Annotated in this window: 20 protein-coding genes; 8 read left to right on the plus strand and 12 right to left on the minus strand. The window is 34.7% G+C overall.

Going from position 1 to position 21,755, the window contains the following annotated elements:
- Positions 1 to 33: 33 nt before the first annotated feature.
- On the minus strand, positions 34 to 534 hold the full coding sequence (locus tag BUB25_RS00775) for a hypothetical protein (protein WP_072938271.1): 501 nt from the start codon (positions 532 to 534) through the stop codon (positions 34 to 36).
- Between the two features lie 11 nt (positions 535 to 545).
- The gene (locus BUB25_RS00780) at positions 546 to 1,310 is read right to left on the minus strand and encodes an MBL fold metallo-hydrolase (protein WP_072938274.1); all 765 of its coding nucleotides are present in this window, start codon (positions 1,308 to 1,310) and stop codon (positions 546 to 548) included.
- A 94-nt stretch (positions 1,311 to 1,404) separates the two neighbouring features.
- Here BUB25_RS00780 and BUB25_RS00785 point away from each other — a divergent pair, with 94 nt between their 5' ends.
- Positions 1,405 to 2,865, plus strand: coding sequence for a nicotinate-nucleotide adenylyltransferase (locus BUB25_RS00785; protein ID WP_072938278.1), 1,461 nt, complete (start codon positions 1,405 to 1,407; stop codon positions 2,863 to 2,865).
- A gap of 55 nt (positions 2,866 to 2,920) precedes the next feature.
- Here the strand turns inward: BUB25_RS00785 and bcp are convergent, their stop codons facing one another.
- Positions 2,921 to 3,373 carry a thioredoxin-dependent thiol peroxidase gene (gene bcp / locus BUB25_RS00790; RefSeq protein ID WP_072938281.1) on the minus strand — a complete coding sequence of 151 codons (453 nt, stop codon included), beginning with the start codon at positions 3,371 to 3,373 and terminating at the stop codon, positions 2,921 to 2,923.
- 112 nt (positions 3,374 to 3,485) lie between these two features.
- Here bcp and BUB25_RS00795 point away from each other — a divergent pair, with 112 nt between their 5' ends.
- Positions 3,486 to 4,136 carry an endonuclease III domain-containing protein gene (locus BUB25_RS00795; RefSeq protein ID WP_072938284.1) on the plus strand — a complete coding sequence of 217 codons (651 nt, stop codon included), beginning with the start codon at positions 3,486 to 3,488 and terminating at the stop codon, positions 4,134 to 4,136.
- Positions 4,137 to 4,209: 73 nt separating this feature from the next.
- On the opposite strand, the gene BUB25_RS16535 is transcribed toward BUB25_RS00795, so the two are convergent.
- The 3 genes from BUB25_RS16535 to BUB25_RS16835 form a co-directional block, all read right to left on the minus strand.
- The gene (locus BUB25_RS16535; RefSeq protein WP_170066869.1) at positions 4,210 to 4,353 is read right to left on the minus strand and encodes a hypothetical protein; all 144 of its coding nucleotides are present in this window, start codon (positions 4,351 to 4,353) and stop codon (positions 4,210 to 4,212) included.
- A gap of 50 nt (positions 4,354 to 4,403) precedes the next feature.
- Positions 4,404 to 4,991, minus strand: a complete 588-nt coding sequence (locus BUB25_RS00800) for an RNA polymerase sigma factor (RefSeq protein WP_394336295.1) — start codon at positions 4,989 to 4,991, stop codon at positions 4,404 to 4,406.
- 223 nt (positions 4,992 to 5,214) lie between these two features.
- Positions 5,215 to 5,604, minus strand: coding sequence for a hypothetical protein (locus BUB25_RS16835; RefSeq protein WP_317047048.1), 390 nt, complete (start codon positions 5,602 to 5,604; stop codon positions 5,215 to 5,217).
- A gap of 205 nt (positions 5,605 to 5,809) precedes the next feature.
- Between BUB25_RS16835 and uvrA the strand changes: the two genes are divergently transcribed.
- Positions 5,810 to 8,596: an excinuclease ABC subunit UvrA gene (uvrA, locus tag BUB25_RS00810; RefSeq protein ID WP_072938287.1), complete on the plus strand. Its 2,787-nt coding sequence runs from the start codon at positions 5,810 to 5,812 to the stop codon at positions 8,594 to 8,596.
- 7 nt (positions 8,597 to 8,603) lie between these two features.
- Here the strand turns inward: uvrA and BUB25_RS00815 are convergent, their stop codons facing one another.
- The 5 genes from BUB25_RS00815 to BUB25_RS00835 all read right to left on the minus strand — a co-directional run bounded on the left by BUB25_RS00815 (position 8,604) and on the right by BUB25_RS00835 (position 14,668).
- Positions 8,604 to 8,909 (minus strand): hypothetical protein, encoded by a 306-nt coding sequence (locus tag BUB25_RS00815; RefSeq protein ID WP_244533797.1) that lies wholly within the window; start codon positions 8,907 to 8,909, stop codon positions 8,604 to 8,606.
- A gap of 160 nt (positions 8,910 to 9,069) precedes the next feature.
- Positions 9,070 to 10,539 carry a lipopolysaccharide biosynthesis protein gene (locus BUB25_RS00820; protein WP_072938290.1) on the minus strand — a complete coding sequence of 490 codons (1,470 nt, stop codon included), beginning with the start codon at positions 10,537 to 10,539 and terminating at the stop codon, positions 9,070 to 9,072.
- Positions 10,540 to 10,559: 20 nt separating this feature from the next.
- Positions 10,560 to 11,852, minus strand: a complete 1,293-nt coding sequence (locus tag BUB25_RS00825; RefSeq protein ID WP_072938293.1) for a glycosyltransferase family 4 protein — start codon at positions 11,850 to 11,852, stop codon at positions 10,560 to 10,562.
- A 55-nt stretch (positions 11,853 to 11,907) separates the two neighbouring features.
- Positions 11,908 to 14,340: a YfhO family protein gene (locus BUB25_RS00830; RefSeq protein ID WP_072938296.1), complete on the minus strand. Its 2,433-nt coding sequence runs from the start codon at positions 14,338 to 14,340 to the stop codon at positions 11,908 to 11,910.
- 46 nt (positions 14,341 to 14,386) lie between these two features.
- On the minus strand, positions 14,387 to 14,668 hold the full coding sequence (locus tag BUB25_RS00835) for a DUF4834 family protein (protein WP_072938299.1): 282 nt from the start codon (positions 14,666 to 14,668) through the stop codon (positions 14,387 to 14,389).
- Positions 14,669 to 14,793: 125 nt separating this feature from the next.
- Here BUB25_RS00835 and BUB25_RS00840 point away from each other — a divergent pair, with 125 nt between their 5' ends.
- Positions 14,794 to 15,729, plus strand: coding sequence for a transporter (locus BUB25_RS00840; protein WP_072938302.1), 936 nt, complete (start codon positions 14,794 to 14,796; stop codon positions 15,727 to 15,729).
- A gap of 25 nt (positions 15,730 to 15,754) precedes the next feature.
- Positions 15,755 to 16,873 carry a GTP cyclohydrolase gene (locus BUB25_RS00845; RefSeq protein WP_072938305.1) on the plus strand — a complete coding sequence of 373 codons (1,119 nt, stop codon included), beginning with the start codon at positions 15,755 to 15,757 and terminating at the stop codon, positions 16,871 to 16,873.
- Between the two features lie 75 nt (positions 16,874 to 16,948).
- Here BUB25_RS00845 and BUB25_RS00850 read toward each other — a convergent pair whose 3' ends face one another.
- Positions 16,949 to 18,214 carry a cysteate-C-fatty acyltransferase gene (locus tag BUB25_RS00850; protein WP_072938309.1) on the minus strand — a complete coding sequence of 422 codons (1,266 nt, stop codon included), beginning with the start codon at positions 18,212 to 18,214 and terminating at the stop codon, positions 16,949 to 16,951.
- A 250-nt stretch (positions 18,215 to 18,464) separates the two neighbouring features.
- Here BUB25_RS00850 and BUB25_RS00855 point away from each other — a divergent pair, with 250 nt between their 5' ends.
- The 3 genes from BUB25_RS00855 to BUB25_RS00865 all read left to right on the plus strand — a co-directional run bounded on the left by BUB25_RS00855 (position 18,465) and on the right by BUB25_RS00865 (position 21,751).
- Positions 18,465 to 19,268: an NYN domain-containing protein gene (locus BUB25_RS00855; RefSeq protein WP_072938312.1), complete on the plus strand. Its 804-nt coding sequence runs from the start codon at positions 18,465 to 18,467 to the stop codon at positions 19,266 to 19,268.
- Positions 19,269 to 19,318: 50 nt separating this feature from the next.
- A complete protein-coding gene (locus BUB25_RS00860) occupies positions 19,319 to 20,827 on the plus strand; it encodes an FMN-binding glutamate synthase family protein (RefSeq protein ID WP_072938315.1) in 1,509 nt (502 codons plus the stop codon).
- Positions 20,828 to 21,172: 345 nt separating this feature from the next.
- Complete coding sequence (locus BUB25_RS00865; RefSeq protein ID WP_072938319.1) at positions 21,173 to 21,751, plus strand: non-canonical purine NTP diphosphatase; 579 nt, start codon at positions 21,173 to 21,175, stop codon at positions 21,749 to 21,751.
- Positions 21,752 to 21,755 lie beyond the last annotated feature (4 nt).

A 21,755-nucleotide genomic window follows, 5' to 3' on the forward strand; every position in this document is an offset into this window, starting at 1 on the left:
AAAAAAGCTCCAGAATTTGGAGCTTTTTCTATTTTATTTCTGATACAACAGCGATTGATTGACTTCAAATGAAATAGTTTCATCTGGATTGACAAAGTATTTCAGCAAGACTTCGCCCCATATTTCACCGTCACTATAATCAGCGATAATCCATCTGTGGTTCAAAATTTTTACTTTATTGATGATGAATTTATTAGCTCCTAATTGATCTTGGCCTACATAAGGATTGCCTTTCGGATTTGCATTTAAATCCAATAATTTCTCTGTAACATAAGGAATTAACTTTTCATAGGGAATCATTTTATCTGAACTTGCTGAATCAAAATAATTCTGGGCATTTTCGTTGTTTTCCAAAGAAAAATAATTGGCATCCTTCAATTTAAGAGTAACGGAATTCAGACTGTCTTTCAGTTTTTTGGTCACTTTTTCATATCTTTCTTTTTCAAAAGCAACTTCCTTACTATAAAACATATAGGTAAAGATGTTTAAAAGTGCGATTAAAATAAAAGCATAAAGCAATAATGATTTTCTCATTTTAAATTTAATTAAATTGTAATTTCTAAATTATCGAAAGCAAGGTAAACGTTTTCAGGCAGTTTCTTTTGTATTTCTTCATGAAAGCCAAAAAGATGACTGATATGGGTCAGATAGGCTTTTTCAGGTTGTACCAAAGCTATAAAATCCAAGGCTTCCTCTAAATTGAAATGAGTAAAATGAGTTTCCTCACGCAAAGCATTAATCACTAACACTTTTAGGTTTTTCAACTTCAAAACTTCACTTTCTTCAATGGTTTTCACATCAGTCAAATAAGCAAAATCATCCATTCGATAACCAAAAACCTGCAAATCCCCATGCATAACATTTATAGGAATTACCATTTTATCACCCAGGACAAAAGCTTCGTTATTGACTACTTCGTGCGTTTTTACCGAAGGAGCACCTGGATATCTGTTCTCGGTTTCGAAAACATAATCGAAACGTTTTTTCAAATTCTCTATGACACGTTGATGCGCATAAATAGGCATTTCCCCTTGTTTGAAATTAAACGGACGAATATCATCCAATCCAGCGGTATGATCTGCATGCTCGTGGGTAAAAAGAATCCCATCCACTTTATGACAATTTGAGACTAACATTTGCTGCCTGAAATCCGGACCACAATCAATCACATAGGAATGATTACCCCAAGAAACCCAAACTGAAACCCTTAGTCTTTTATCCTTAGAATCAGTGCTTTTACAAACGGGATGATGACTCCCTATAACTGGGATTCCTTGCGATGTACCTGTACCCAAAAAATATACCTTCACACTATTCTATTTTTTTACAAAAATAGGATTAATTCTCTTTCATTAGAAACCAATTTAACTAACTTTGTAACATATTAGCCATATTTAAAATAAAATGGACACCCAAATAAAACTAAAAGGTGACAGAGTCATCGAACAAATCCCTTCGATAAAAGACAAAGCACTTCGTATCAATTTAAATGAAAACATTTACGGGACTTTTGCCGAAATTGGTGCTGGGCAGGAAACGGTAAGGCATTTTTTTAGATCTGGAGGATCTTCTGGAACTATTGCAAAAGCAATGTCTGCTTATGATAAAGATTTCAGCGATTCCATCTATGGTATTGAGGAAGACGGTCGTTATGTAACGGAAAGCCGCCTCAAAAAAATGCTGACGATGGAAAATCAGTTAATCGAAGAGCGTTTGAGCAGAGAAAAACATCCTAATAAAATGTTTTTTAGTTATGCCAATACCGTGGCTACGATCGATTTTGCCAAACAATTTAAAGGTCATGGCTGGGTTGGTATTCGTTACCAAATTGAACCCGATGAAGACTACAACGAAATCATACTTCACATCCGTTTTAAGGAAACAGATGCCAGATTACAACAAGAAACTCTTGGAATCCTAGGTGTTAACCTAATTTATGGTGCTTACTATAAATACAACGATCCTAAACGATTGTTGCGCTATTTATACGATCACTTGGATAAAGACCAATTGGAAATTGACACTATTAATTTTTCTGGTCCTCGATTTGCTGATGTAGACAATCGCTTGATGAGTTTACAACTCGTAAAAAATGGAATGACTGATGCAGTAATGTTTGATCCTGAAGGTAAAAACATTCTTCCTGCCGCCATATTGTACAAAAAGAACATTCTTGCCTTGAGAGGAAGTTTTCGACCGGTTACAAAGGTAAACATGGACATGTATGAGAAATCATTAAAAATGTTCCTTGAAGAAAACAAAGTGGAAAAAGAGAATACCCTAGTCGTATTTGAAATCACCTTATCCAACCTGCGTTCTGATGGAGAAATTGACGAACGCGATTTCATGGATCGAGCGGAATTGCTTTGTTCTCTTGGACAAACCGTAATGATTTCTAACTTCCAAGAATACTATAAAGTAGTTGAATATTTTTCAAATTACACCAAAGCCAGAATGGGACTGGCCATGGGAGTCAACAATTTAGTTGATATTTTTGATGAGAAATACTACCGTCATCTTAGTGGTGGAATTCTGGAAGCCTTCGGAAAATTATTTTTCCGTGACATGAAAGTGTTTCTTTATCCAATGTTGGACGAAAATGGAGACATTATCACTTCAGAGAATTTAAAAGTACATCCCCGAATGAAAGAACTATACAAATTCTTCAAGTCTAACGGAAAAGTAATCGATATTGACGATTACGATCCGGCTATTTTAGAAATATTTTCCCGTGAAGTACTCAAAATGATCAACGAAGGAAAACCGGGATGGGAACCGATGCTTCCTTCCGGTATTGCTGAAATCATCAAGGAACACAGACTTTTTGGTTATGATCCAAATAAAATACTGAACGAAAGTAATTAATTTGCACATAGAAAGAGCCAAAATACACTTTATATTTTGGCTCTTTTTTATATAATTACTTCAAAATCTGAGCGGCATGCTCCTTGGTTTTTACTTTTTCGATTACTTCATCAATAATTCCGTTCTCGTCAATTACAAAAGTGGTTCTATGAATCCCGTCGTATTCGCGTCCCATAAACTTTTTTGGTCCCCAAACCCCAAAAGCCTGAATTACTGATTTATCTTCATCAGCTAATAATGGAAATGGGAATTCATACTTCTCTTTAAATTTTGCCTGCGCTTTAGCCGAATCGGCACTTACACCCAATAATTCATAATTATTTGCTTGAAAACGTTCAAAATTATCTCTCAAGTCACAAGCTTCGGCCGTACATCCTGGTGTACTCGCTTTTGGATAAAAGAAAAGAACCAGTTTTTTTCCTTTATAATCAGCTAACTGATGTTGTTTTCCGTCTTGATCCACTCCCGAAAATTGAGGTGCTTTATCTCCTTTTTTTAATGTTGTCATAATTATTTTTGTTTAAACGCAAAGTCCGCAAGGCTTTCGCAAAGTTCGCTAATACTTGTTTTTCTTAATTGATATTTTTTATATTATTTTTACAAGATATAAATTTACAATAATGACTAAACAAGAACGGGTAACATTTGTTATAAATACGTTAAAAGAGCTTTATCCTAGCATTCCTATTCCATTAGATCATAAGGATCCTTATACTTTATTAATTGCTGTATTACTCTCGGCGCAATGTACTGATGTTCGTGTGAACCAAATTACGCCTTTACTTTTTGCCAAAGCTGACAATCCGTATGACATGATAAAAATGTCTGTCGAGGAAATCAAGGAAATCATAAAACCTTGTGGCTTATCGCCAATGAAATCAAAAGGAATTCATGGTTTATCCCATATTTTGATCGACAAACATGATGGAAAAGTGCCCCAAAGCTTTGAATATCTGGAAGAATTACCAGCCGTAGGCCACAAAACTGCCAGCGTGGTGATGTCGCAAGCCTTTGGTGTTCCCGCTTTCCCTGTGGACACGCACATTCACCGATTGATGTACCGATGGAATCTAACCAATGGAAAAAATGTAGTTCAAACCGAAAAAGATGCCAAACGCATTTTCCCGGAAGAATTATGGAACGATTTACACCTGCAAATGATTTGGTACGGAAGGGAATATTCTCCGGCCCGAGGCTGGAATTTAGATCAGGACATTATTACCAAAACAATTGGAAGAAAATCAGTTTTGGATGATTATTATAAAAAATAAAATTCACCAGCTTAAAAAATAAACTGGTGAATTTTAAATTTGTTCTTTTTAGCGTTTAAAAATTGAGACGGTATTAATTCGATATGATTTCATAATTTCGATTATCTACTTTTACCACGCTCAAGGCTTTTGAATAGTTTAATAAAAAAGAAACGACTTCTTTTTTGGGTTTCATTGCTTTAATGACTAATGAATTTTTAACGTAATTTTTTGCCATGCTATATCAGTTTGTTATTCTATGATAACGTGACATTAACTGATATATTATTAGTTAGTCAAAACAATTTGATGCTTATCAATAACTTTTCTTAAGTTCAATAAAGCATAACGCATTCTACCTAATGAGGTATTAATACTGACTCCGGTAATTTCTGAAATTTCTTTAAAACTCATGTCTTGATACATTCTCATTACCAAAACTTCTTTTTGATCGATAGGAAGTTCTTCAATCAGTTTTTTCAAATCTAATTCTATCTGATCTGAAATCAACTTATTTTCGATAGAAATAGAATCGTCGGTCATTACTGAAAAAATAGAGAAATCCTCTGTTTCTCTAAACAATGGCATTTTTTTAGTCTTTCTGTAATGATCAATAATAAGATTATGTGAAATTCGCATGACCCAAGGCAGAAATTTTCCTTCTTCATTATAGGAATTCGATTTTAAAGTTTTGATAACTTTAATAAAAGTGTCTTGGAAAATATCGTTTGAAATGTCTCGATCTGAAATTTTGGAATATATAAAACCGTAAATTCTTGATTCGTGTCTCTTGATCAATGTAGACAAGGCTTCTTCATTGCCTGCTACATAATTCTGTACCAATAAGGCGTCCGAAATTTCAATATTAGCTATCATAGTAATACTTTTTAGTGTTGGTTAAAATTGGGGTAATTTTTCTAAAAAGTAGTTTTATACTATAGGCTGTGGCTGTTTTTATGTTAATATATTAATCAAATTTAACAAATATTTACAACAAACAACAAATAAAAGCAATAAAAAATTAAAAATAATTCGCTAACATGTTAAAAATCAATACTTAAAAATCAAATTTCTATTTCATAAATGATTAATAACAAATTTAAACCCTTTGAAGACGACTACTCACATCATCAAGGAATTGATTTTTAATAGTTTGACTTAAGGAAGTGTAGCTGAATTTTCCATTAGATTTTCTTTTCCAAAAGCCAAATTCCATATAACTGCCTGTGTAGACTTTATCATCAATTACCTTTACAGAACGAATAATTGTTTCATTAGGAGACGGGTACAACTCCCAATTGGAGCCATTATATTCTAGAAGTTCTTCATTGTTAGCAAAGAACAAATAATGATTTTTATCCTGAGAAATCATCCAATTTTGATTTCCTGCACCATAGAGATTTGGAGTATATTTTAATATTGGAGGTAACTCCTGAGAGAAAGCCAAAAAAGAAATAAAAAGAAAAAGGATATATAATTTTGTTTTCAATGGAAGAGGGTTTTATTGCATTTCAAAAATAAAACTAAAAAAGTATTTATCGTCAGAAAAGAAATATTAAAACTATACAATATGACTATTAAGACACGAAAACCAAATTTAATTTAAAATACTTTAATTAGCTAAAATTTGTGAATTGTTCATTCCAGTTTCTCAATCCAAAATTGATTACTTTTGTAGAAATTCATTCTTTTTTATGCAAGTTGATATTTCTAAAATAGACCCAAAGAAAAATATTATTATTAAAGGCGCTCAAGTACACAATTTAAAAAATGTGGACGTGGTGATTCCTCGAAACAAGCTCGTTGTGATTACCGGTCTTTCCGGTTCAGGAAAATCCAGTTTGGCCTTTGATACGCTATATGCCGAAGGTCAGCGTCGCTATGTAGAAAGTCTATCCTCTTACGCAAGACAATTTTTAGGAAGATTAGACAAACCAAAAGTAGAATACATCAAAGGAATTGCTCCTGCTATTGCCATTGAACAAAAGGTAAATACCACAAATGCTAGATCCACAGTGGGAACTTCTACTGAGATCTATGACTATATGAAATTACTGTTTGCTAGAATTGGGCGAACTTTTTCTCCTGTTTCCGGACAAGAAGTCAAAAAAAATACGGTAACCGATGTGGTGACCGATGTCAAAAATTTTGATCTGGACAGCAAATGGTTACTACTGGCTCCTATTCACTTAGAAGAAGGAAGAAAATTAGAAGACAAGTTAAAAGTATTATTACAACAGGGATTCTCCAGAATTTTAGTTGAAAATCAAATGATTCGTTTAGACGAGATCGACCAACATTCATTAGATAATAAAGACATCACGCTCATTATTGACCGAATCGTAGTCAAAGAGGAGGAGGAATTTTACAACAGACTCGCTGATGCGGTGCAAACTGCTTTTTATGAAGGAAAAGGCATCTGCTACTTACAAGAACTAAATTCCGAGAAAAGATTTTCTTATTCCAATAATTTTGAGATGGATGGAATTACTTTTATGGAACCAAACGTCCATTTATTTAGTTTCAACAATCCTTATGGAGCCTGCCCTGTATGCGAAGGATACGGAAATATCATAGGAATCGATGCCGAATTAGTGATTCCAAATACGACTTTGTCGATATACGAAAATGCCATTTTTCCTTGGCGTGGCGAAAGTATGAGCTGGTTTCGAGACGAATTAGTAAATAACGCCTATAAATTTGATTTTCCCATTCACAAACCTTATTATCAATTAACCGAAGAACAAAAGGAATTGATATGGACCGGAAATAAATACTTTCAGGGGCTCAATGATTTTTTTAAAGAACTGGAAGAGAAGAATTATAAAATTCAAAACCGTGTCATGCTCTCTCGCTATCGAGGCAAAACCAAATGTTATTCCTGCAAAGGGAAGCGACTTCGTATTGAAGCTTCTTATGTTAAAATCAATTCGAAAACGGTGTCTGACTTAGTCGATTTACCGATTAAGCATTTGGTTACTTTCTTTGCCAATCTTGAATTGGATCTTTACGAAAAACAAATTGCCAAACGTTTATTATTGGAAATCAACAACAGATTGTCCTTTTTGACCGAAGTTGGCTTGGATTATCTGACCTTAAACAGAAATTCCTCGACACTTTCCGGAGGAGAATCCCAACGCATCAACTTAGCCACATCGCTGGGTAGTAGCTTGGTGGGATCGATGTATATTCTCGATGAACCCAGTATTGGTTTACACCCAAAAGATACTGAACGCCTTATAAAAGTATTGCTATCGTTACGCGATTTAGGCAACACTGTTATTGTGGTCGAACATGATGAAGACATCATGAAAGCTGCCGATATGATTATTGACATAGGTCCTGAAGCAGGAACCTTTGGAGGCGAATTAGTCGCTCAAGGAACTTATGATGAAATTCTGAAATCGACTTCCTTGACCGCTAAGTACTTGAATGGAGATTTAGAGATTTCAGTTCCAAAAAAACGCAGACCTTTCAAGAATTTTATCGAAATAAAAGGAGCAAGAGAGAACAATCTGCAAAATATTGATGTCACGTTCCCACTGGATGTACTAACCGTTATCACAGGTGTTTCAGGAAGTGGAAAGAGCACACTTGTAAAGAAAATTTTGTTCCCGGCCATGCAAAAAAAGCTGGAAAATGTAGGTGAAAAAGCAGGACAGTTCACTGAAATTAGCGGTTCTTTTTCACAAATAAAACATATTGAATATGTAGACCAAAATCCTATAGGGCGTAGTTCCCGTTCTAATCCGGTAACCTATATCAAAGCCTATGATGATATCAGAGAATTGTATGCCAAAGAAAAATTATCCAAAATAAGAGGTTATCAGACCAAACATTTTTCTTTTAATGTAGATGGAGGCCGATGCGAGACCTGCAAAGGGGAAGGAACTATAAATGTTGAAATGGTTTTCATGGCTGATGTTCAGTTGCCTTGTGAAACCTGTAACGGAAAACGTTTTAAGAAAGAAGTACTCGAAGTAGCCTTTGCCGGTAAAAACATCCATGATGTACTGACAATGACTATTGATGATGCTGTCGCTTTTTTTGAAACCAATCAGCAACATAAAATAACTCAGAAACTAAAACCTCTGCAAGATGTAGGATTAGGCTATGTACAATTAGGACAATCATCGTCTACACTCTCTGGTGGTGAAGCCCAAAGAATAAAACTAGCTTCTTTCTTGGTAAAAGGAGCCACTAAGGAAAAAGCATTGTTCGTATTTGACGAACCTACAACCGGACTGCATTTTCACGATATAAAGAAACTTTTAGCTTCCTTTGAAGCTTTAATAGATAAAGGACATTCAATTCTGGTAATCGAACACAATCTGGATCTGATAAAATGTGCCGATTGGATTATTGATTTAGGCCCGGAAGGTGGCGAAAACGGAGGTCAACTATTAGCCGAAGGCACACCAGAAGAAGTGGCAAAAAACAAAAAATCGATTACCGGAAAATACTTAAAAGAAAAATTATAGTTCAAATCTATTCCATATAACATTTCTCTTCAAAAGGTTCGCCATCTTCATCAATGCCCACTAATATCTTTTTGGGCTTTGAGGCTACCTGACTGATATAAATCCAGGGCACTGTCCACAAACCGAAAGTGGCACAAAAAAGCAGAAAATTTAAATTATTATTCACCTCTTTGCCTTCTCTAAACAAAACAGAATAAGGTAAACTGTCATTAGTTTCTACTATCTTAAAACCATTATGGATTTTATGAGCAACAATATTCGAATATTTTTGTAGGTTTTTTTCTTTTGAAATCTGTGGGCTATTCATAATCATTAGGGCTAACTATTATTGTTATTCAAACATTCACTTTCTAAGTAAATAGTATTAATTACATAATCAACATTAGCAAAAATAAAAGAACACAATTCACTACACAATACCCACTTTTAGTGATTAACATTTGTTTTATCAAAAAATAATAATCACTGAAAACTTATCTCATCAGCATTAACTTCCTAAGTACATTATCAATAACTTGATTAATCTCCATAGAAATTCTAAATTTATAATTGACATAAACGTATAAAACCGTGACTAAAACTGATTTTAGTCCAATGGCAATTATAGGATTGAAAGGAAACTGCCAAAAATAGAATAGTAAAAATACTACAGCAGTAATAATAATAGAATACAATGTTTGCTTTGTAAAAGGATATAAATGCAACCTTTTAACCACAAACATTAACTTGGCCAGACTGTATAAGGTTATTGACAATAAAGTGGCGAAAGCTGATCCCATAATACCATACATTGGAATAAAAATCATATTCAACCCTATCGTCAAAAAAACTAAAATCACTCCCAAAAATAGAACAGCACGGTAGTATTTAGTATTGAAAATAATAGCGTTGTTATTCCCCAATATCAAATCAAAATATTTAGACAATCCTATCATAAAAACAACCGGAATTCCACCGCTGTATTCCTGAGGAACCATTTCATACAACTGACTGATATTGACAAAAATACACAGCATCACAAAACCACCCACCATTTGCAGATTGACAGATGTTTTTTTATACAAATCATTCAACTCATTGTGTTTGTTCTCATGCATCAATTTCGCTGTTATGGGATACACAATTTGATGCATAGCTCTACTGGGAACCGATATAACCAAAGCAATATAAGTTGCCACCGAATAATATGCTATGTTCTCTATCTTGATGTATTGATTAAGCATTAACTTATCAATATCCAACAATAAAGTGGCCACACCACCAGATAAGATAATAAAAAAAGTATAGACAATAATATCTTTTGCATTATGAGGAACGGTAAATTGAAACTGTGGCCTTTTCAAATAAAAAGCATAAAACATAGTGACAATAAATGCAATAAAGTAAATTCCAGCCGTTACATAAACAAACTCGATAACCGTAATCCAATTGTAATACACCCCTACCAATGCCAATAAAGAAAAGAAACGCAATCCCACTTCCTTAATGAAATTTCCAAAAACGGAATGCATATGTACCCTAGCCCAAGCATAAAATATTTCGAAATAAGCCATACACAAACCTGTGAACGGAATTAACCACAAAAAATCCCTAACAATTGGATTCTCCTTAGATATAAAATCAGCAATATCATCATAAAAAAAAAGTCCTATTAGCAATAATGGAATAGATAGTACCAAAGGAAAAAGTACTGTAAAAGACAAGAATCTAGATTCTTCATGTTCTGTTTTACACTGGGAATAAAATTTAACTAGAGTATTTTGCATCCCAAAAGCCAACAAAGGCATGATAATAGCCGCAGCCGAAAGCACATAATTCGTTAAAGCGTAATATGTTGCACCCAGAAAAAAAGGATACAAATAAATAGTGTTTACCGCTCCAATCCCAAATCCGATATAGGTAATTATAGTATTCTTTAAGGATTGATTTAAGACTATTCCCATGAAAGCTTGGAAGTTTGAGGTTAAAAATTAGAATTAATCAATTGAGCTAATTCCTTCGTTAAGTTTTTTCTGGAATATTTTTGCAAACCTACAGCATTTGACTCTAATTTCCCTTCCAAAAATTGATTGTAATAGTCTGAAATTACAGTTTTTAGCTTTCTCTTCTCCGAATAATCGAAGAATACTCCCGTATTAGTATTGCTAATAATTTCTTCAAAATCAGAATCCTTAGGACCAATGGCGATAATAGGCCTATTGGAAACCATATATTCAAATAATTTCCCGGGAATAATACTTTTAGTATCTTCTGAATCGATTTCGATCAGCAATAAAATTTGTGATTTTCTTTGATGTGCCACCGCTTCTGCGTGTGAAACATAGCCCAAATTATTCAAATACGGATTTAAACCAAACTTAGCAATTGTATCCAAAACTTCTTGACTTATCGCACCAATTAATTTAAGTTCCAAATGAAGTTTAAAATCAGGAATCTCATCGATTAACTCCACTAAACTTTCCCATAAAATCAATGGATTTCTTTCAGAAAGAAAAGAGCCGATATGCGCCAGACTGAATTTGGTATCCAAAGTTTGAGTTGCTACTTTTTCTACATCAAAGCCATTCGTAATAACGGCAATGGGTTTTGTTGTAATGGCTTCAAATTCGGTTTTTGTGGTCTTACTGGTAACAATAATGGTATCAGCTGAATTCAAAACCTGATGCTCTAAAGCCTTGTGTTTTTTGGCTGCATAATTAGATAATAACAGCGATTTATGATAGCCAATTGTGGTCCATGGATCCCTAAAATCAGCAAACCATTTTAAATCCATCTTTTGTTTTAACTCCAATCCGATAAGGTGCAAACTATGAGGCGGTCCAGAGGTGATTATTGTGTCAATATTATTTTCAATAATATACTTTTCTAAATAAGCAACCGAAGGCGTTACCCAGAAAACTCGGGCATCCGGAATAAATAAATTTCCGCGTATCCACAGAAAGGTTTTATCCAATAACGATTGTTTTTTTTTATTTGGAAAAATCCCAGAACTTATTTTTTTAGTCTTCGCCTTCGAAAAAAAGGAAGCCAATTGATAGGGTTCAAAGATTTTATGTTTCACGACAATTGCTTTATCGGAAACTTCTTCAACCAAATTTTGATCAATGATGGGATAAGTTGGGTTTTCCGGTATATAAACCACGGGCTGAATTCCAAAATCCGGCAAGTATTTAACAAATTTTAACCAACGCTGTACTCCTGGCCCTCCCGCAGGCGGCCAATAATAAGTTATGATAAGGATTTTCTTTGATTCCAAAGTTTAAGATTTAAGGTGTATATGGTTTCGAAAACCAAAAAAATGACATTTAAAATTAAACTTCAGACTTTAAACTTTTCTTTCTCTCGTAATAAATTCCGCCAAGCAATAACAGCAACATTCCTATCGAACTAATCAATGTTATGGTACTTCCTGTTTTAATTACTTCAGGTTCAAATTTGAATTCAATAGTATGCTCTCCGCCTGGAACAATTAAAGCTCTCAAAACATAATCTACAGGAAAATGATCCGTTTTTTCTCCATCTATGTAAGCATTCCAGCCATTTTCATAATAAATTTCAGAGAAAACAGCCAAGCCTTCATTCTTGCTATTAGAGCTGTATTTTAAATAATTAGGCTTATATTCATTCAATTGAATCGTACCTGTAGTATCCAAGTTTTTTTTCAATTGAGCATTTTTAAATTTGGATCTGTATCGATTAATATTGAAAACAGCGATTTTTTTGCTGTCAATTTTATCCAACATTCGCATTTCATCATCAGCCTTATTTACTAATTTAACGTCGTTTACAAACCAAGCGTTTCCATTAGCATCCGGGTTTATCGTTGGAAATTCTTTTCCTTCTTTATCGGTTTGGATTACATATTTTACGTTCAACATATTTAGCATTTCCAAATTATTTTTGGAAATCTGATAATCAAATAATTGCTGTACCCGTCTTGGTTTTGCGGCATGATATCCTCCAATGGACTTATGAAAATAAGATGCTCTCGCACTGGATAAATTTCCATTGACCTCAAAAACACGATAATATCCTGTGTCTTTTAGAATTTCTGCATCAACAGCTGTTTCCTGAAAAGGAGCTTCAACATCTCTCGCGCTCACAAAGTCCTTAGCCGAAACATATTTTTTATCCACTAAAAACAAATCAGAAACCATAAAAAGCCCTACTAAAATAATTGCCGTATTCTGGGCTATCCTATTTTTTATAAACAGCCATAAAACTCCAGCCACCAATACTATAAAAAACCCAGACCGCAATAAATCAGCGCTATACAAAGTCATTCGATCCGCCTTTAAAGCATCTACAAATCCGGGGCCATAACTTTCTAAATAATAGGCATCATTGGCACCTGAAAAATGAAACATACTTTTGCTAAAAAACAGCACCAAAATAAGTCCAAAAACAACTGCAGCGGATTGCCAAAGCGCTTTCCATTGTGTTTCTTTTTCTAGCTTAAAAAAGGTTTGTAATCCCATAATGGCCAGAACAGGGAAACACAGTTCTAAAATCACTTGGATCGAAGAAACTGCTCTAAATTTATTGTACATAGGTACATAATCAATAAAGAAATCCGTCAAGAGAGGGAAATTTTTACCCCAAGAAAGCAACAAAGCGACAATGGCACCGGAAAGAAAAACATATTTAATTTTTCGCTTATCAGCGAATAATGCCAAAATCCCTAGGAAGAAAACGATAATTCCAATATAAGCTGGAGCTGCAACAATAGGCTGATCTCCCCAATAAGTTGGCATTCCGGTAACAAAATCAGCGGCTTGTCCTTCCGGCACACCCTGACCCACCATAAATTCATACATGCTACTATCAGTCCCTAAAGCCTCATGATTTGAACCTCCAAAAAGCCTTGGAACAAGCAGATTAAAACTCTCTGCTACACCATAGCTGTATTCCGTGATATAATCGTAAGTCATTGCACTAGAACTGGTGCTTTTAGACCCATCAGGATTAAAACTCAATTCACTTTTTCCTCGAGTACTAAAATCAGCATACTCAGCAGTAGCCATCAAATTAGTAGCATTGGCACCAATAGCTAAAATTCCGGCAACAGCCAAAATTCCAAAAGATTTAAAAAGAGTATTATATTCTTTGGCCTTTAAATCCAAGTAAATAAAATAAGCCGAAAGTATTAGTAGGAAAATCAACAGATAATACGTCATCTGAAAGTGGTTTGCATTAATCTCTAAAGCCGTGGCAAACAGCGTCAGCAAGCCTCCTAAAACATATTTTTTTCTAAAGACGAGTATAAAACCGGCTATAACCAGTGGCATGTACGCAATGGCGTGTGCCTTGGCATTATGCCCTACTCCCAAAATAATAATCAGATAAGTAGAAAAACCAAAAGCAAGTGCTCCTATAAAAGCTTTCAATGGATCGATTCTAAGAACCAATAACAAACCATAAAACCCTAAGAAATATAAAAACAAATAATCTGCTGGACGAGGTAAAAAACGCAAAGCATCATCAATAGCGCCAATATAATCATGCGGATATTTAGCTCCTAATTGATAGGTTGGCATTCCGCCAAAAGCCGAATTGGTCCAATAAGGTTCTATATGCTCCGAAGCTCTAAAGTCATTTTGCTCTTTTGCCATACCGGTATATTGAACAATATCCGATTGGAAAATTTGTTTTCCTTGTAAAACAGGATAAAAATAAATCAGAGAAATGAGTACAAAACCAATAATGGCAAGCGCGTGCGGATAAAACTTATTTATTATTTTCAATTGTAGGGAGTTTTTATTTAATACGAAAAAAGGAACAGCAGCAAATTTAATCTATTTCTTCGTAATCCACATAATCTCCTACTTTTTTAGTCTCCCTTGGATTTTTAGAATGGGCAGTGTTGTAAATTATTTCATCATTACTATTGGATGTTCTCCATGAGGCATCCTGCGAACGCTGCTGTTGCTCTTGAAAATTGGCTCCGGCTTTCTCTACCACTTTTTTAACCAATAAAGGCAAAAATAATTTTGCCAAAAACTTAAAAATATAGTAGAAAGCTACAATATAAAATAAGGTTTTTATAAAACCCGCAAAAGAAGCTGTTTGCATAATCAAAATATTTTTTTAGCAAAATTAGCAAATCAAAAGTTCAAAATTAAACTATCATTCTTAAATAAATAATAAAATATAGTACATTTGAAAAGCGTTATTACTTTTAATTTTAAAAAAATAATATGTCAAAACTTAAATTACTAATCTTCAGCGCCCTAATACTGATCCCTAATTTTCATTATGGACAGCATACCGATCAGATTAATTCCAACAGACCCGGAGAAACCATGTCGGCATTTTCAGTTGGGAAATCGGTATTTCAAGTAGAAACCGGAATTTACGGCATTACAGAAAAACACGATCTACTGAATTATGATGCCAACGGTTTTGGGGTAGACATGACGCTAAGATGGGGATTATTTTTGGAAAAACTAGAACTAATAGCCGATTTACAATACCAAAACGAAACTTTTACGACCAAATTCAGCAATACCAACAAGGCTGCTTTAAAACAAACCGTTTTGGGAGCTAAGTACCTAATTTACGATCCCTTTAAAGATTACGAAAAGAAAATCAACATCTACAGCTGGAAGGCCAATCATGCTTTTAACTGGGATCAATTCATTCCGGCAGTTGCTGTATTTGCCGGGGCAAATATTACTTCCTCTAACAATCCTTATTATTTTTCACCTGAAGGAGATATTTCACCTAAAATTATGCTGATTACCCAAAATCATTTTGGTGACGGAACCTGGGTTTTTGTAACCAATACCATCGCTGATTACATTGGTACTGATTACCCAAGTTATGGATATGTACTTACGCTGACCAAAGGCTTTAACGACAAATGGTCTGGCTTTATAGAAAACCAAGGTTTCAAAAGTGATTTTTACAGCGATGCCATCGTTAGAGGCGGCGCAGCATATCTAATAAATAAAGACATGCAAATCGATGCTTCGATCAGCAGCAGTTTAAAAAACACTCCTTCGATACTTTACGGAGGAATAGGAATTTCTTGGCGCTATGATGCCAATTATAAAGAAGTCCGAATTAATTTAGACAATAACGATTCTGATAAAAAAGCCAAGAGAAAGGCGAAGAAAACTAAAAAAGGATAAAAAAAATACAATCTAAAAAAGCATAATGATTACAATAAAAGAAGCCAAAACTAAAAGCGAATTAACTGAATATATTAAATTTCCCTTTTCTTTATACAAAGACAATGAATTCTGGGTTCCACCTATTATTGCAGACGAACTGGAAACTTTTGATAAAACTAAAAATCCTGCTTTCGAAAATGCCGAAGCTTACTTTTTTCTTGCCTATAGAAATGATGAAATTGTGGGTAGAATTGCGGCAATCATCAATTGGAGCGAGGTAAATGATCAACAAAAAAAGAAAGTGCGTTTTGGTTGGTTTGACGTAATTAACGATATAAAAGTCACCAAAGCCTTACTTGAGAAAGTATATGAATTAGGTCGAAAAAACGGCTTGGAATATGTTGAAGGTCCAATGGGATTCTCAAATTTGGACAAAGTGGGCGTACTAACAGAAGGTTTTGACCAACTAGGAACCATGATTACCTGGTACAACCACCCTTATTACGCAACTCATTTCGAACAATTGGGCTATGTGACCGAAAAAGAATATATTGAGAGTAAGTTTCCTTTTTCAAATGTAAAACCAGAATTTTTTGAGAAAGCAAATGAATTGGTAAAAAGAAGGTACCAGTTAAGTCCGCTTAACTTTAAAACCACCAAGGAAGTAATGCCGCATGTGGACAAGATGTTCGATTTATTCAACGAATCTTATGCCAGTTTATCGTCCTTTGTTGCCATTTCTGATATACAAAAAGAATATTTCAAGAAAAAATACATCAGTTTAATCAATCCGGAATACATTAAATTTGTAGAAGACAAAGACCACAATATCGTGGCCTTTAGTATTGTTATGCCATCATTTTCCAGAGCTTTACAAAAAGCCAAAGGAAAGTTATTCCCTTTTGGATTTATTCATTTATTGAAAGCCAAAAAACAAAGCAAGGACATGATTTTTTACCTGATTGGCGTTCATCCTGATTTTCAAAATAAAGCGGTTACAGCAATCATCTTTAATGAATATTACCATACTTTCAAAGAAAAGGGAATTGTAAACTGTTTCAGAACCCCGGAACTGGCTGACAATACCGCCATTCACAATCTATGGAAACATTTTAACCCAGTGGTTCACTGCCGAAGAAAAACCTTTAAAATAGAATTATAAACTCCATTTTACAAAACAAAAAAACCCATTTTGCAAAACAAAATGGGTTTTTCTTCATTATATAAATTACACTACTTACAATGCATCTAGATCTACAGTTGTTCTCGATGCAATTTCTTTATAAGTTCCGTTTACTAATTTCTCACGGATTGCTTCAAATGCTGATAATGTCTCATTAATATCTTCCAAAGTATGAGAGGCAGTAGGAATCATTCTCAATAAGATAATCCCTTTTGGAATTACAGGATAAACTACAATTGACAAGAAAATACCATAATTTTCTCTCAAGTCATTCACCATAATCATCGCTTCAGGAATACTTCCTTCAAGATAAACCGGAGTGATACAAGTATTAGTATCTCCAATATTAAATCCTTTCTCTTTTAATCCGTTTTGTAATGCATTAACATTTACCCAAAGTTTATCTTTGATCTCAGAAGACTTACGCAATAATTCCAAACGTTTCAAAGAACCGATTGTTTGAATCATTGGCAATGCTTTGGCAAACATTTGCGAACGCAAATTGTATTTTAAATAATCAATAACATCTTTATCTGCAGCTACAAAAGCACCAATATTAGCCATCGATTTAGCAAAAGTAGAAAAATAAACATCTATTTCATCCTGAACTCCTTGCTCCTCACCTGCTCCGGCTCCTGTTTTTCCAAGTGTACCAAAACCATGTGCATCATCAACCAACAAACGGAAATTGTATTTTTGCTTCATAGCAACAATTTCTTTCAATTTTCCTTGTTGACCGCGCATTCCAAAAACTCCTTCGGTAATAAAAAGAATTCCTCCACCGGTTTCTGTTGCCATTTTTGTGGCGCGTTGCAGGTTTTTCTCCATACTTTCCAAGTCATTGTGCTTGTAAGTAAAACGTTTCCCCATGTGCAAACGAACTCCATCAATGATACAAGCATGAGAATCTACATCATACACAATAATATCATTTTTAGTAACCAAAGCATCAATGATAGAAACCATTCCTTGGTAACCAAAATTCAATAAATAAGCCGATTCTTTCATTACAAAAGCAGCCAATTCTTCTTCTAATTGTTCGTGATATTTGGTATGACCACTCATCATACGAGCACCCATAGGATATGCTGCACCAAATTGAATCGCCGCATCAGTATCTGCTTGACGCACTTCGGGATGATTCGCAAGACCCAAATAGTCATTCAAACTCCAGTTCAAAATATCTTTTCCACCAAACTGCATTCTTGGACCTAATTCTCCTTCCAATTTAGGAAAAACAAAATAACCCTCAGCTTGTGAAGCCCATCTTCCTAATGGTCCTTTATTGTTTTGAATTCTTTCGAATAAATCCTTTACCATAATATATTTAAGTACTATTTTTAATTTTAAGAGGTTGCAAAAATAATTATTTAAATTTTATAATAGTATCGAAAGTAGTTTTATTTTTTTAGAAGCAACTCCCGCTCTTCACTTTAATCTTTTCTCTTTAAACTAAAACCGAATCCGCTTCCAAGAAAAAAAACAAAAAAATACTGTTTCAATTGGCCCTAAGAATTATATTATTAATAAACTTCGTACCTTTGGATAAGCATTTCAACATTAAAAATTTATGTCACAAGATACCAAAGAATTAAAACTAGCCGTCCTTATTGATGCCGACAACGTTCCTTACAGTAATGTAAAAGGAATGATGGAGGAAATCGCTAAATTTGGAACTCCTACCACCAAACGGATTTATGCCGATTGGACAAAACCCAATGCCGGAGGTTGGAAAAGTGTTCTATTAGAACACGCCATTACTCCTATTCAACAATACAGCTACACGGTTGGCAAAAATTCTTCCGATTCAGCGATGATAATTGATGCAATGGACTTATTGTATTCTTACAAAGTGGATGGTTTTTGTATCGTTTCCAGCGACTCTGACTTTACCCGTTTAGCCATTCGATTGAGAGAATCCGGAATGAAAGTCATTGGAATTGGCGAACAAAAAACCCCAAATTCATTTATTGTTGCCTGCGACAGATTCATTTATATTGAAGTTTTGGATGGCGCTATCAAGAAGAAAACACCTAAAAGAACTTCTGACACCGAAACCAAAAAGGCAATTGAGAAAAACACCCCAAAAACAACCGAAAAAACAGCACAAAAACCTCTTAATAAAATTGACGAACCAACAATTGACCTGATCGAAGATTCCATAGACGATATTGCCGATGATAGCGGTTGGGCTTTCCTTGGTGATGTAGGAAACCTAATCGTAAAGAAAAAACCGGAGTTCGACCCAAGAAATTATGGCTTTACAAAACTGACTCCCATGCTAAAATCACTGACTGAGATTCTGGAAATTGACGAAAGAGATTCAGACAAAAAAGGAATTAAACATGTTTATGTGCGGTTGCGTTACAGCTAGTTTAAAAAAATTTATAATTTAAGAATAATTCAATTTTAAAAACAAGAAATATGAGAAAGCTTTTTTTTACAGTAGGAATTACCGCATTTATCATCTCTTTAATGAGCTTTTTCTATTTTAAAATCGGATTGTTTCTTGTCATTATTCTCCTTGTTTTACTACTCATCGGACTCGCCAACAGCCTGCAGCACAAACACGCTATTTTAAGAAATTTTCCCGTGTTAGGTTATTTCAGATACTTTTTCGAATCTGTAGCCCCTGAAATCCAACAATATTTCATTGAACGAAATACAGATGGAAAACCCTTTTCCAGAAGCGAGCGCTCCATTGTTTACCAAAGAGCAAAAAACATTAGTGCCAATACTCCTTTTGGAACCCAATTAGACATTAACCAATCTAATTATGAAGGAATAAGACATTCCATATTTCCTGCCAAAGTAAACGAAGAACTGCCCCGAATACTGATAGGCGGACCTGATTGCAGCCAACCCTATTCAGCTTCTTTATTGAATATTTCAGCAATGAGTTTTGGTTCTTTGAGCGAAAATGCCATTATTGCGCTTAACAAAGGTGCACAAAAAGGAAATTTTTACCACAATACAGGTGAAGGCGGACTGACTGAGTTTCACTTACAAGGCGGAGACGTAACTTGGCAAATAGGCACTGGATATTTTGGCTGTCGCAACGAAGAAGGTAATTTTGATCCGGAAAAATTCGCTCAAAACGCCAAACATACATCGGTGAAAATGATTGAATTAAAGCTATCTCAAGGTGCTAAACCAGGACATGGTGGCGTGTTGCCTGCAATCAAAAATACAATACAAATAGCCAAAATAAGAGGAATAAAACCACACACAACGGTACTTTCGCCACCAAATCACACCGCATTCAACGATACCAAAGGACTGGTTCAATTCATCGCAAGATTAAGACAATTATCAAACGGAAAGCCTGTTGGTTTTAAACTATGCATCGGCCAGACTACTGAATTTGAATCCATCTGTCAAGAAATGATTAATCAAAATTGCTATCCCGATTTTATAACAGTAGATGGTGCCGAAGGAGGAACCGGAGCAGCTCCGCTGGAATTTGCTGACGGTGTAGGAATGCCATTTGAACCCGCTCTCATTTTCGTCAATAAAACATTAATACGTCTAAATATCCGGGATAAAATAACCGTAATCTGTAGCGGAAAAATAATATCCGCCCATTCCATCCTAAGAGCTATCGCTATGGGAGCTGATATTTGTAATAGCGCCAGAGGCTTCATGTTTTCGTTAGGTTGCATTCAGGCATTGCGCTGCCACAACAACACCTGTCCCACCGGAGTGGCTACCCAAGATAAAATGCTAATGAAAGGTTTAGTTGTAACCGATAAATCAGAAAGGGTTTATTTTTTTCACAAAAACACGCTTCACGCCGCCAACGAACTACTGGCTGCTGCAGGAAAAACAAGCTATAAAGAAGTAGATGCCTCCATTTTTATGCGGGGCGATGAATTCATACATCTTTCGGATTTATATTTTCCGGATAATTTGACCAATGTTACTAAGTATTAAAACAAAAAAAGGAGGGCTATTAAAGCCCTCCAGTTGTAAGTTCTGATTTACCATTATCAACTCATACCTTTAACAGTATTGTTGAATATTGCACTTATCGATCTTATGTGAAGATTGACAAACACAAGTAATTAATCAAAACCACATTTCAAAGATACGCTTATCAAAAACCTAAAACTATCAAAAACAATCATTTAACCTATTTTTAACCTGATTAAAGCAAAGACTAATAATTCTGCATTTATTTAACTCAAATAAGGCAAAAGTATCAAACCAGCATTTTAAACATTTCTTTCTAAAATTTCAAAACTGTATATTTGACCATTAAAATTTTAAACCGAAACCATGCAACTCGTCTTCGCCTCTAATAACGAAAATAAAATCAAGGAAATACAGCAATTACTTCCTGTAACAATCAAAATTTTAAGCCTGACCGATATTGGTTGTCATGAAGAGATTCCTGAAACTGCTGCAACCATTGAAGGAAATGCAATCCTAAAAGCAGATTATGTAACCGCCAATTATGGTTATGATTGTTTTGCCGATGATACCGGTCTGGAAGTCGAAGCTTTAAATGGGGAACCTGGCGTATATTCAGCCCGTTATGCAGGAGAACAAAAAAATTCTGATGACAACATGACAAAGTTATTGGACGCTTTGGCAAATGAAAACAATAGGAATGCGCAATTCAAAACTGTAATCACCTTAAACCTTAAAGGAAAGCAATACCTTTTCACGGGAATTGCTCAAGGCCAAATCACTTTAGCAAAATCCGGAAACCAAGGCTTTGGCTACGACCCTATATTTCAACCTCTTGGATTCAAAGAAACTTTTGCCGAATTAGCATTGGAAACCAAAAATGAAATAAGCCACAGAGGAAAAGCAACTCAAAAATTAATAGACTTTCTGGAAACAGAACAATAATTGT

This window comes from Flavobacterium granuli (assembly GCF_900129705.1).
GTDB lineage: Bacteria > Bacteroidota > Bacteroidia > Flavobacteriales > Flavobacteriaceae > Flavobacterium > Flavobacterium granuli.